The 12,609-nt window shown below is 43.3% G+C and carries 9 protein-coding genes; 2 read left to right on the top strand and 7 right to left on the bottom strand.

Annotated features, from left to right (window positions below; genetic code table 11):
• Positions 1-123 precede the first annotated feature (123 nt).
• On the top strand, positions 124-276 hold the full coding sequence (locus tag ACZ42W_RS10525; protein WP_464170592.1) for a hypothetical protein: 153 nt from the start codon (positions 124-126) through the stop codon (positions 274-276).
• A 198-nt stretch (positions 277-474) separates the two neighbouring features.
• Here the strand turns inward: ACZ42W_RS10525 and ACZ42W_RS10520 are convergent, their stop codons facing one another.
• The 5 genes from ACZ42W_RS10520 to ACZ42W_RS10500 all read right to left on the bottom strand — a co-directional run bounded on the left by ACZ42W_RS10520 (position 475) and on the right by ACZ42W_RS10500 (position 7,714).
• Positions 475-1,716, bottom strand: a complete 1,242-nt coding sequence (locus tag ACZ42W_RS10520) for an MDR family MFS transporter (RefSeq protein ID WP_464170590.1) — start codon at positions 1,714-1,716, stop codon at positions 475-477.
• Between the two features lie 269 nt (positions 1,717-1,985).
• Complete coding sequence (locus ACZ42W_RS10515) at positions 1,986-2,828, bottom strand: 4Fe-4S dicluster domain-containing protein (RefSeq protein ID WP_464170588.1); 843 nt, start codon at positions 2,826-2,828, stop codon at positions 1,986-1,988.
• Complete coding sequence (locus tag ACZ42W_RS10510) at positions 2,825-3,055, bottom strand: hypothetical protein (RefSeq protein WP_464170955.1); 231 nt, start codon at positions 3,053-3,055, stop codon at positions 2,825-2,827. The genes ACZ42W_RS10515 and ACZ42W_RS10510 overlap by 4 nt, the downstream gene beginning before the upstream one ends.
• 299 nt (positions 3,056-3,354) lie before the next feature.
• Positions 3,355-5,775, bottom strand: coding sequence for a DNA gyrase subunit A (gene gyrA, locus ACZ42W_RS10505; RefSeq protein ID WP_464170586.1), 2,421 nt, complete (start codon positions 5,773-5,775; stop codon positions 3,355-3,357).
• Positions 5,776-5,797: 22 nt separating this feature from the next.
• Positions 5,798-7,714, bottom strand: coding sequence for a DNA gyrase/topoisomerase IV subunit B (locus tag ACZ42W_RS10500; RefSeq protein WP_464170584.1), 1,917 nt, complete (start codon positions 7,712-7,714; stop codon positions 5,798-5,800).
• 573 nt (positions 7,715-8,287) lie between these two features.
• Here ACZ42W_RS10500 and ACZ42W_RS10495 point away from each other — a divergent pair.
• A complete protein-coding gene (locus ACZ42W_RS10495; RefSeq protein ID WP_464170582.1) occupies positions 8,288-8,548 on the top strand; it encodes a hypothetical protein in 261 nt (86 codons plus the stop codon).
• Positions 8,549-8,640: 92 nt separating this feature from the next.
• Here ACZ42W_RS10495 and ACZ42W_RS10490 read toward each other — a convergent pair whose 3' ends face one another.
• Together ACZ42W_RS10490 and ACZ42W_RS10485 are read right to left on the bottom strand one after the other, a co-directional pair.
• On the bottom strand, positions 8,641-8,859 hold the full coding sequence (locus ACZ42W_RS10490; RefSeq protein ID WP_464170580.1) for a hypothetical protein: 219 nt from the start codon (positions 8,857-8,859) through the stop codon (positions 8,641-8,643).
• Between the two features lie 256 nt (positions 8,860-9,115).
• Positions 9,116-12,487, bottom strand: a complete 3,372-nt coding sequence (locus ACZ42W_RS10485) for a hypothetical protein (RefSeq protein ID WP_464170578.1) — start codon at positions 12,485-12,487, stop codon at positions 9,116-9,118.
• Positions 12,488-12,609: the final 122 nt, after the last annotated feature.

Here is a 12,609-nt window from a genome sequence, read left to right as displayed (position 1 = left end):
TTTTTCAAACGTTTTTCAGGAACAAAATGGAAGATTCTTTATTTAAAAATCCCAAACATCATTACAGTAAATCAGGAAATACTATTAGGGTAATAAGTTAGAAAAAATAAGGAGGCGTTCTTTTTGAGCAAAAATGAAGCAAGAAGAAAAGTTTTAGCAGATAAATATCCCGAGGTGGAACAACATTTTCAAAATATTAAACAAGGGATGAATGAGCCTCAAATAGAACGATTAGGGGAAACTAAGAAGGAACAAAAACAGCGAACCCAAGATTAACTTAACCCAAGTTAATCCGTTCCATCAAAACAGGAGGGCTGAATGGCTCTCCTGTTTTCACATCTTCCAAAGGTACAACTTGCATGTATGCAGCTCAATCAGCTCGTACCGCTTTATCTAAAATCAAATTAGGACACGTTGGCTTAACCTAAGTGTATTAGCCCGTTTACTCTTCGACAAGAAAATTTAGAAGGAAGCCTAGTTCACCTTTCCCTCGGCGATTAAATGCTTACGAGGCGTACTCGTGAGGTAATACGTGGATACTCCACAAACCAGTAAAAGACAAGACAAGGTCATAAACAGCAATAGACCACCTTGGTGCGCAAAAATTACTGCTCCGAGTATTGGACCAAGACTTTTAGACATACCCCAATTCATACTGAATATAGAAAAGTAGCGTGCTCGCATGTGAGCAGGTGCGATGATTGACAAAAGTTTGCTTTGATTCGGAAAAGTAATACACTCGGCGATCGTAAAGATAACCTCAGATGCAAATAATAACGGAATGACTCTGACCCAGGGTCCTAACCCATAACCAGCTCCCACGAAAGCAAAAAGGATATATCCGACGAGCAAGACAGACGGTGTGTGAAGTTTCTCTGTTTTCTTAGCGAGCCAAACCGCTGATAACACGACTATGATTCCATTCATCGTCATTAAAGACGTAAATATCGTTAGATAGTTGTCAAAATTAGCTTGAAGATATAAGGGGAAAATCGATTCCACTTGAGCATATAGCAAAGTAATTGGCATAGCGAGGAGGGTGAACTGGAACAAGAATTTATGCTCCTTATAAGAAATCCGCTCTAGTTTAGTATTATCTTCAACTGTGGATACTTGCCCATTTTCAGTTGAAAAAGTAGTGGCGCGTAATGTCTCAGGAATTAAAGCCAATACCAGTAATGCATACATAAACAGTGTGATAGCAGAAGCTAAGAACGTGAGGCTTTGGTTAATCTTTATCATAAGTAAACCTAGCATAGGACCTAGGGCTGCTCCCACATTTAAAGCAGTATGCATTAGTGCAAATACTTCGGAACGCTGTCCCTCTGGGACAATATCAGCAATTTGAGCGTTGGCAGCTGGAAAATAGAAAGAAGATGCTATACCGTTGAGCACTGAAACGAGGGCAAAGTGTAGGGGGGCAACAGCAAAGATATACCCAAGCATTGATACCCCTTGGAATAGTAAGCTCCATACCATTAACGGTTTTCGCCCATATTTATCTGCAAGTCCGCCGCCCCATATGTTAGTCACTACTCCCATCAAGGGAGCCAAGCCTAAAATAATACCGATGTCGTAAAGATTTCCCGTCTTATTATAGAGGTAAACGGCTAAGAATGGCCGAATAGCAAAACTTGTTAGCGTAGTAAGAATTGTTCCTATGACCCTAATCCATATTGCACGATCATAACGATACCATATTTTTGAAAGTCCCAATTACTCTACTCCTTTATTAACGTTTCCCAGAAAAAGATAAACATACTTTAAATATTCAACACATTTCATGAGTATTCCTCCTGAATTAAAAATTATTTCATACAGTGAGTAAAGTAAAACAGCCAGAACGCAATATATGTTCTGGCAATTAAGCAGTATATAAACCATAAATTGCTAAGATAGATCTTCAACGGGCCCAATTTTCTCTTTGCATAGGATGAAACTGCCCAAGACAGTCCCATCCTAAAATTCCCAATAAAGATAAAAATCTACTTAGCAAATAATATTTCTCCAAGATTGACGCTTTCGACAAGGTCAACAATGATCGTTCTCTTATCAAAACCCTCTACTAAAACTTCAATGATATATTCACCACTATTGGGCAATATTTTATCTACTTTAAAATCGCCGAAGGCATCTGTCACTGTTTCCGCAATAATTTGGTCTTTCTTATAAATTTTAACCTTGGCACCCTCGGCACAGTTTATTTCTTCCCTTTCTTTTATTGCCACGCTGCTGGCAATAAAACAGCGATCAAACCTGTAGATGTTTTTATAGAATACCGTGGGCTTGGTGTTCAATTGGGGATGTAGAACTTCTAATTCCTCGACTTGGATTAATCGCTCCATGTCCGAGTCTTCCAGATATTCTACTTTCAAAGCTCCTGTAGGACAGACCTGCACACATCGTGGCTGCTTCCAGCCTTGGTCCAGCAAATGAGCGCATAGTGTACATTTCTGGGGGAGATTCGCTTCCTCATTCCACCAGATCGCTTGGTACGGGCAGGCGCTTACCAGCTCCTTCTTCCCTTTCGCTGTCTGGGGATTGATGATAACTATGCCGTCAGGACGTTTGCTAATTACACCTTCAGCGGCCTTTAAGCAAGGAGGCTCGTCACAATGCATACAGGGTGTTGGTCGATATGCTGCATCGATTAAGGGATACTGACCTCTCTCTCTACGCATGATATTCATCCAGCGTTGTCCAAAGCGAGGTTGAGATAAGGTATATCCTGGCCATTCATTGTCAACATGCTCATCTTTGCAAGCCATCAGACAGTTATTACAATCTTCACATTTCTCGACATCAATAATCAAATGCCACTTTTTCATAGGATACTCTCCTCCCCTTCCCACTTTTGAAGCTGAACAAGACAGGAATTGGAGGCACCGGCATGGGACCTTTTAATCATCATTCTGCTCGGAGTTAATTGGTTGATACACCCTCCACGGTCAGCCGAATGACCAGGTTCGCCCAAAGGGTCATAAGTGGCTGATGATTCATAAGAATGAACCGTCCCAGGCCTGATTCGCTCGGTCAGTTGAGCTGCACAGATCACCGCTCCCCGGTCATTATAAACTTTCACCTTTTCGGAGTTACCGATGGCTTTTCCTTTTTCACTTTTGCATAATCTTTTCTTAACCTAAATTCAGCATTCTCTACCCATTCCTCAGAGTGGCTAAGGAGTGAAACCAACTCTTCAATTGCTGCATAGTGATCTTGTTTTTGTACATTTGTCAAAATATTAGTTTTCTTAAAAACAATCCTGTCAGTGGCTCACTATTTTTTCATATTTGAAACTTAGATAATTTTGATTCCAGGCTATTAGGTTTGCTGACTTTTCATGCACTTATTAGCTTATATTACATGGAGAACGTAATCATTAAGAATAACGCTGATTAAGCCTATACCACTTTTCACCCTAGACTCCTTCTTAAGAGTTTTAACTTCAAGGGCGGTTACTGCCCCACTTTGTTGAATAATATTGAGCTTATCTTCATTCATCATTTGAAGAGTAGAAATAATATACCCCGTTATATTCGCGTCAACCTTGGCAATCGATATACCTCGTCCAGCTCTTCCTTGAGGTTTATATTCATCAAAAGATGTTCGTTTAACATAGCCTCGCTCCGTTACAGTTACTAAGTCGCCCATTCGGGTATCTTCATCAGGCTGAAGGAGAAGGGCATTAACGAGCCAATCCTCACTTCCTAAGGTTATTCCTTTTACGCCCCGAGATTTCCTACCCATAGGGTTCACTTCAGATTCTGCGAAACGAATGGCTTGTCCTTTGTAGCTAGAGAGAAACAGATCCCCCAAACCTTCACTTACGAAAACCCTTACGACTTCATCCTTATCCTTTAGTCCCATAGCTTCGGTAGTTCGAGCGTTAATAAAATCACTTACAGGGCATCTCATAACCTGGCCCTCTTTTGTTACAAAAACGAAAAACAGCCCTTCCCTCGCCTCTTTCAGAGGTACAGTTGAAACGATGTGCTCCCCTTCAGGTAATGGAAACAAATTGGTGATTGTTTTTCCCTTATCCTTTGCTCCAGCCTCCGGAACAAGCTTTGCTTTCACATTGTAGTATTTACCATTCTGGGTAAAGAAATATAAGTTGTCCTTATCGGTACAAGTGATTCTCTCAGTTAATATATCTCCATCTTTAAACGTACATATGAGAGATTTTGCCTTGCTTTTCCTTAATTGAATAGGAATCTGCTTAATGAAGCCTTTTTTCGTCAACAACACTTCAATTGGGATTTCTGGTTCCTCAAATATGCTAAAGTCAATCTCTTCACCGTTATCTTCGGGTAAGATCAAACTACGTCGATCATCTCCGTACTTTTCAGCAATATCTCTAAGTTCTTCCTTAATAATAGTGTAGACTTTGCTCACATCAGCTAAGATACTCTCTAATTCTGCAATAAGCTTTAAAATATCCGCATATTCCTTCTTAATGCCATCCAGTTCTAGATTCGTTAAGTGTTGAAGTTTCATATCTAAGATGGCTTGAGCCTGAACCTCGGATAGCTCAAAACGGGTTATCAATCCAGCCTTAGCAATTGACGGATTTTTACTGGACCGAATAATAGCAAGGACTTCATCGAGGTTGTTGATTGCTATAACTAACCCTTCCAAGATATGTGCTCTTGCTTTAGCCTTTACAAGATCAAATTCTGTCCTACGGGTTACAACATCTTTGCGGTGATTAATAAAAGCTACATTGATATCTTTAAGTCCCAAAATTTTAGGAGTACCTTCAGCTGTAATAACCAGGTTGATAATACCAAAGGTTTCTTGCAACTGAGTGTACTTATAGAGAAGTCTTAATATATGTTTCGGATCAGAGTCCTTCTTACACTCCACAACCAAGCGAAGACCCTCACGATCCGATTCGTCTCTTACTTCACTAATCCCGTCAATTTTTCCAATATCCGCTTGGGTTTCAATCTTAGCAGCAAGGGTTGACTTTGAGACTTGGTAGGGGATTTCAGTAATAACAATAAGACTCTTTCCATTCTTTCCAGGCTCAATGAGCGCTTTTCCACGCATAATCACTTTTCCACGTCCAGTTTTGTACGCATCAGTGAACCCTTTTGAACCGATAATCAATCCCCCCGTGGGAAAATCCGGGCCAGTTATCTTTTGCATGAGTTCTTCTATGGTAACATCAGGATTATCGATTTGCAGAATCAGGGCTGCTGCGACTTCACGTAAGTTATGGGGTGGCATGTTACTTGCCATCCCCACAGCGATTCCTGAGCCTCCATTGACTAAGAGATTCGGGAATGGGCAGGGAAGAACAGTAGGCTCCTTTAATCGTTGGTCGTAGTTTGCCCTAAAGGAAACGACGTTTTTCTCTATATCTTGTGTCATGAGTTGCGATAAATGAGTCATTCTCATCTCTGTGTACCGCATAGCTGCCGCATTATCTCCATCTATGGAACCGAAATTCCCCTGCCCATCAATCAAAGGATAACGGGTTGCCCAAGGTTGGGCCATGCGAACTGCCGAATCATAAATTGACGAATCACCATGAGGGTGATATTTCCCCATGCAGTCCCCTACCAGACGGGCTGACTTACTGTAGGCTTTGTCCGGTTGCATCCCGATTTCATCCATGGAATAGATAATACGCCGATGAACTGGCTTTAATCCATCTCGAACGTCAGGGACAGCTCTTTGCAGGATTACAAATTTTGAATATCCTAAAAAGCTCTCTGGAAGTACCTCTTCCAACGGGCGTTGTGTAATATTTTCCTCTAGTGTACTCACTTTTTCACCTCAAATTGTTCTCTTACATATCATCTTCAGTAAACACAATATTCTCCATTAGAAATTCTTTTCGTGGGTCAACCTGTTCACTCATCAGGATCTTGAGCTTGCGTTCAGCTTCCAAGGCGTCATCGATTGTGACTTGGATCATACGGCGATTTGCTGGGTTGAGCGTCGTCTCCCAAAGTTGTTCCGGATTCATTTCTCCCAGCCCTTTATACCGCTGTACCTTAGCTGTTTTTCCTAATTCCTTGAGCGCCATTTTTAACTCTTGATCGTTGTAAGCATAATGAATGACTTTCCCTTTTTCCTTTTCAGCCTTATACAAAGGGGATTGAGCAATATATACCCGACCACTTGAGATGAGAGGTTTCATGTATCGATAGAAGAAAGTCAACAATAAGCATCGAATATGCGCTCCATCTATATCTGCATCCGTCATAATACAGACTCGTGCATAGTTAGACTTTTCAACTTCAAATTCTTTTCCTATTCCCGCACCTATAGCCGTTATCATACTTCGGATTTCTTCATTCTCTAAGACTTTATCCATCTTGGCCCGGTAGGTATTGATGACCTTACCTCTCAAGGGCAGAATCGCTTGGAATCGCCGATCACGCCCAGTTTTAGCCGACCCTCCTGCACTGTCTCCTTCTACAAGGAAGAGTTCATTACGCGCCCGATCCTTCTCACTACAGGCAGCTAGTTTACCACTTAGGGCTTTAACTTCAGCATCACGAGCCTTCTTCTTGAGTTCCTTCGCCTTTTTGGCAGCTAACCGTTGGAGGCATGTAGTTAAAGTGCGATTGATCGCATCCTTAGCAACAGTCGGATATTGTTCAAAAAAATTACTTATTCCTTCGTTTGTCAGGGATTGGACTACGCCTTCAACTTCGGCGTTGGAGAGTTTGGTTTTGGTTTGACCTTCAAACTGAGGTTCTCGTACTTTAACGGAAAGAACACACGATAATCCGTCTTTTAGATCATCTCCAATTAGATTTTCATCTTTCTTAAATATATTGTTCTTCTTCCCATATGTATTAAAGACTTTAGTTAAAGCCGTCCGAAAGCCCGATTCATGAGTCCCACCTTCATCTGTAGGGATGTTATTCACATAAGAACGCAAGTGCTCATCATCGCCATCGTTATACTGGATGGCACATTCAACAACAATATCGTCCTTCTCTCCCTTGAAATAGATAGGCCTCTTATGCACTGAGGAATAATCAGATTCTTTATTCAAATGTTCTACAAAGCCGATAACACCGTTTTGAGAATGGAAGGTTTCAGTCTTCAATTCCCCCCGATTATCAGTCAAAACTATGGTAAGTCCAGGATTCAAGAAGGATAATTCCATAAGTCGGCTGCGTAAGGTGTCATACTTGAATACCGTCGTCTCTTTGAAGATAAGAGGATCAGGTTTAAAGGTTACGGTTGTCCCATTTCCTTTTACAGCTTTCCCAACGACTTTGAGATCCGACTTCAAATGTCCTCCATGTTCATATTCCAGGCGATATAGCTTGCCTCCACGACTTACTTCAACCGTTAGAAAGCTCGATAACGCATTAACAACGCTCGCACCAACCCCATGAAGCCCACCTGAAGTTTTATAGGTGTCTCCTCCGAACTTCCCACCTGCATGAAGTTGTTCAAAGGCCAGACGAACTGCGGGAATCTTTTTAATGGGGTGAAGATCCACCGGTATCCCTCGCCCATTATCGAGAACCGTGAGTGAACCCTCTTTATTAAGTGTTACTTCGATGTGATCACAGAATCCGGCCCCAGCCTCATCGATGGCGTTGTCTACTATTTCCCAGGCGCAATGGTGCAATCCCCTACTTCCTGTAGATCCGATATACATGCCCGGCCGTTTGCGAACTGCTTCTAGTCCCTCTAATACTTGTATAGATTCAGCGTTATACTGCGGCGTAACTGACAAAACTTTTCCTCCCTTTATACAAACCAATACGATCGTTTGATGCGCCTTAGACCAATTTAAGAGGCCTGCTAGGCATCCATATACTAGGCTTGCTAAAAAATCCTAGAAAGTCATTTTTTGAGAAAGCTATGCTGTAATTCCTACAAACCTTTTCATTAAGAAAAGTCCTTCCCATTATAGAGTATAAACTACTTTTAGCCAATATTTACATGTTTCTACACAAATCGTTTTATCCACTTGCCCTGTTTTTCACTGAAAAGCAGTCATGGAGTACTGCCAACCAAAGCTAGAACCGCCCACAGTATATCTACTTGGTGGTCCTAGCTTACTCTATGAGGGCTAGGCATCCTCAGAAAGTGAGCTAAGAAAGGGACTTCTATCAAAATAAGCTAACCGCTCGAATATTATTTAGAGCTCATAAAACATGAAATGGACTATAAATAATACACGAGCCTAATCGGCTGAAACTGTGCCGATTAATGAATTTATTTTATTATGTTTACATCTTAACCATAACGCAAACCCTTTTTTATGTTATATTAACATAAAAACTTAGTGTGGAGGGGTATTAATTTGGAGACAATATCTGATGGACTCCGCATTATTTACAGCCTTATTAATAAAGGTCATTTGGATAATGCTCTATGGGAAATAACTGAGTTAGAACAATACGTAAAGAAAAAAAGTCCAGGGCTAATAGATAAGTACCATTTAAAAACTTACTTCATGAAATGGCGAACTCGTTTAATGAGGCCTAATAATCATGGAATTCGTCTCGTTCTCGATGATATTGAACTTCTAGCGAAGAAGTTAGAGAACGTTGTCATTGACTAACTAATGACTCGGTAAATCCCGTTACGGGATAATAAAGCTCTTAGGTTTCATTGAAAACCTAAGAGCTTTTATACCATTAATCCTATATTGATTTAGCGACCACACCATCTATTTACACATTCATCGCAGCCTACATTACATTCGGTAGAATCCGAAACCATATCAAACTCTTTGGCAATTGCTGAAGCGGTTTGATCTCCCGTTGTCAACTTCTCAACTATACAGTGAGAATGAACATAACACTTTCGCTCAGCGCTAAACAACGATTGGCCACCTTTGCCACAAAAAAAGCATTCATTTGTAGGTCCCATTAAAACGTCCTCCCAAGTTTACTTGTATTTGAATAGTATCTCGATATTACTAGGTTTGCTAATAGATTTCAAGGAGCGAGAATCCCTAATCCCTCATATTTCCTTCACTTCCCCTGATTCTCCTTCAACCCAAAGATTTGTCACAAAACCTCACAATCTATTAGTAGCTGCTACGCCCGCATAGGAAAATGATTTCATTTTAAAAGGCCCCACTCAAAGTTGAGTGAGACCATCTAAATACTAATTATCCTTTCTCTTACAGCTTTACGTTTACCGTATTCGAATAAGCAGACAAACCTGCAGCATTCATGGCAGCGACCCGGTAGCTGTAGTGATTGCCAGACATGACGGTTCTATCAGTGTAGTAGACGATACCCGTAGAATATCTCAATCTAACTGTGATGAGCGCGGAGAAGGTCCCCCCATTTACAGAGCGTTCGACCACAAAAGCGGTCTCGGTGCTGGCATTGTCCCGCCAGTTTAGATAAACACGTGAACTGGTTCGCATTGCAACCAAGTTTGTTGGAGCTGCTGGCGGCTGAACTGGATTTTCACCAATCTGCACGACGTTGGAAAAATCGGAGTCGACTGTAATCGTTGGGAAGCCTGGAGTAGCAGTATCACCGACAGTGTTGGAGGCAAACACCCGGTAGAAGTAAGTGATATTCGTGTTGCCGATTGGATCGGTGTAAGAACTTGAACCAGCTGGCAACGTTGCTAGAATCGTCCATGGACCAGCACTATTAACTGCTCTTTGGACAGTGAAGCTAGTCTCGTTTGTGGAATTGTCTATCCAAGTTAAAACTACTCGCTTGTTAAGGTTGGAACCCATCACATTGCCAACTAGAGCGGACGGCGCTTTCGGTGGAACTGCAAATGCCATCGCGTGCATCATATCCATCTCTTCGTGGGCGAGAATATGGCAGTGATACACGTACTCCCAACCAAAATTCACATAATGGTTGGTAACTTGGGTAATTGGATTTCCTAACGGGTCGAACCATCCTACGGGCGGTGGCGGTGTTAGTACAGCGCCCTCAGGCATAGTCGGATCGATCAGGCGTACGCTGTTTGGTACTTCGAACGGTACCTGAGTATGGGTAGGAATTTTCGGTCTCAGAGCAATGATTGTATGCTCGAGCGGATTCACCCTGAAGGTTTCTTTCCAGCCTAGTTCATTTGGATCAGGCGGTAGCATAGCTCCGTCCCAAGCAACCCGGTTGATGAGCTGTGCAGAAAACAGGTGGGTATGAATGGTGTGGGTATCCACACCATTGTGAGTGATCTTCCAAATCTGAGTTCCATCAGAAGATGATCCGATGGAAGTTGCATTAAGACTTGCTGTACCTTTGACAATCTCAACGGGCGGGCTTGCATAGCCGTAGACAACAAATTGACTGAAGTTGGAACTGGTAACCGGGAATTCGAGTCCAAGCATGCCACTCATCCGTCCATACTCGGTGTCATAGACTTCACCCATTTCGTCCTGCAAAGCCTTTGGTTCGATAGGCAGGGTAACAGGTGGCTGAAGAGTTCCGCTGACGTCTACTGGCCGAAAGGTTTTAGAAAACTCCTGCAGTTGCACGTAGGCGCTGGCAGCATCCGCAGGTAAATTTGTCACGTTGTAAGCAGAGTTGTAAGCAGCTTGAGGTATAAGGATTGGATCTTGGGACGCTTCAAAAACGCCCCTTTTTACGTTGGTTTTAGCAAATACCGCTTCTAAAGCTGGTATATCGTACGCAGGGGCGGGAGTTGAATTCGCCACCCTAATCTGCATGATCGTACGAGTGTTAGGGCCGTAGCCCTGTTGCGTGCTCGGCGCACCGCCCTCGGCTGTCAGGTCTGGGTTACCCGTATAATAGTCGTACCTCGGGTCGGTTGCTGGGAAAGCTGCAGGAGCATCGTTATAGAGAATGAGAGTCTGCCCGGCAAACTGGGAGAAGTCAACGATGACATCGACCCGTTCTGCGGTTCCCACCAGAAGCGAGTGCTGATCGACATTTCCGAAGTTGAAGTTTGTCGGAGTCAGGTTCCAGGTGATGGGCTGACTCGGTATCACGACTGGTGTCGGTAGGAAACCTCCCTCGGTGCCGATCTGAATCCAGTCCGGTCCTTTTAAAGCAGGATCAGGCACGCCACTAGGCCAGTCAGCAGGAAGGCCCGGTGTCCCAGTCGCAGACACCATCTTGACTTCAGTAGCATATCCCGTGACAGGTGAGATGTAGCCCGCAGGATCAGCAACATACATCTGCAGATTAAAAAAGCGATCATCGGCGGCATTCAAGATTCGGAAACGGTAAGACATGGGCTCCACTTCCAGGTAGGGATAGGCCGTGCCGTTGACAAGGGGGGTATCCATAAACGCCTCTCCAGGCATTGAGGGGAAAGGCATATCTGGCATCATTGGCGGTTGTTCGGGTGCATTTACTGGATCGAAGTAAGGGTTCGGAACTGGCCCATGTGTTATATTCGTTGTCGGTGGCCAGAACCACGGTCCGTACATCCAGCGACCAAACGGGTTTGCTCCACTGGGATCCCAGGGATTCTGAGCGGGGCTATAAACGTGAGGATACCAAAGGTCGCCGGTATTGGGCGTGCCTGGTGTTGTTCCCCAAGCCCAAGTGGGGTCCGTATCGAGGATGGTTTTGGTATCAACGAAAGTCTTGTCCTGGATGACTAGGGGAATCCCAAGCTCAGGGAGAATCTTTTCCATGCCTGGATTGACACCCGATTCGTTGGTACCATTGATCAGATCCTGTTCAACCTGGTCTGTCAGTAGATAAGCTGAGGCTTCTCCCACATAGACATTTAGTCGAGTGATACCATAAGAGTGATCATGATAAAACATCAGCCTTGCACTTTGTGCGTTTGTGTAGTACAAGGTCTGCATACCATCGCGTGGGTCGTCTACTGTTTCCATATCAGGGACATTTACTACACTGACACCCTGAGGATAAGGAGTGTCTTCACCCGCCGGGGTAATCCACTGATGTGGCGTCCCATCGCTAATCCAGACGGTGTTATTACCATGGAGATGAACATTGGCGCGGTTTTGCGTGTAATGCATAGGCATGGCTGCATGCCCTAGAGGTCCATGTCCCGCCCCCATAACCGTTGTATCTACCGGGATGAAGAGATCACCACTTGCTCCAGTAGGAAGCAAATTGTAGAATTTGATGCGCACGGGTATGTCACGATTGGCTATAATAGCTGGTCCTAGAAAATGGGGTGCATCCACACCGTAAGCCTGAGTGCCATCACCTTTTAAAATAGGGGTACCCATATGGGTCAAAGCAATTTGCGCACCAGGAATGACTGCTGTGGATAATTGCACATAGCCCCGGAGCGTTGTGGGCGGCAGATCCGAATGCATTTGCTCTTTAAACTCAACAACTGCAATTTCGTAGTAGTCAGAACCTGGATAGGTCGACTTATCGGCGACTGCAACCGGGATATACTGACCCAATGCATTTGCGCCGCTAGGTCCCAGCCTTGGCATTGCATCAACGAATTTTCTCAGGGGCGGACTATACGCCCAGTTGGCTGTACCAAAGTAGTCCGGAACCAAGTATCCAGTCCTCTGATCAACCACAAGAGATGCTCGACCTAAAGATTTGTTTGTTTGCATTTTACCCCTCCTTCTCAATTTATTGGATAACGATTTTTCGCTGAGTTGTGTCTACAATTTAATTGATTCTTTATACTATTATTAATCATGTATACTATTAGTGACTAAGTTTTGCACTTTTC

The organism is Desulfitobacterium elongatum, assembly GCF_055378975.1.
The sequence above is the reverse complement of the archived record's forward strand: the minus strand, read 5'-3'. Positions and strand labels throughout refer to the sequence as shown.

Excerpts from the sequence above, each read along its gene's own strand:
- ACZ42W_RS10515 (WP_464170588.1), bottom strand. The coding sequence starts at position 2,828 with ATGAAAAAGTGGCATTTGATTATTGATGTCGAGAAATGTGAAGATTGT.
- ACZ42W_RS10490 (WP_464170580.1), bottom strand. The coding sequence starts at position 8,859 with ATGGGACCTACAAATGAATGCTTTTTTTGTGGCAAAGGTGGCCAATCG.
- ACZ42W_RS10485 (WP_464170578.1), bottom strand. The coding sequence starts at position 12,487 with ATGCAAACAAACAAATCTTTAGGTCGAGCATCTCTTGTGGTTGATCAG.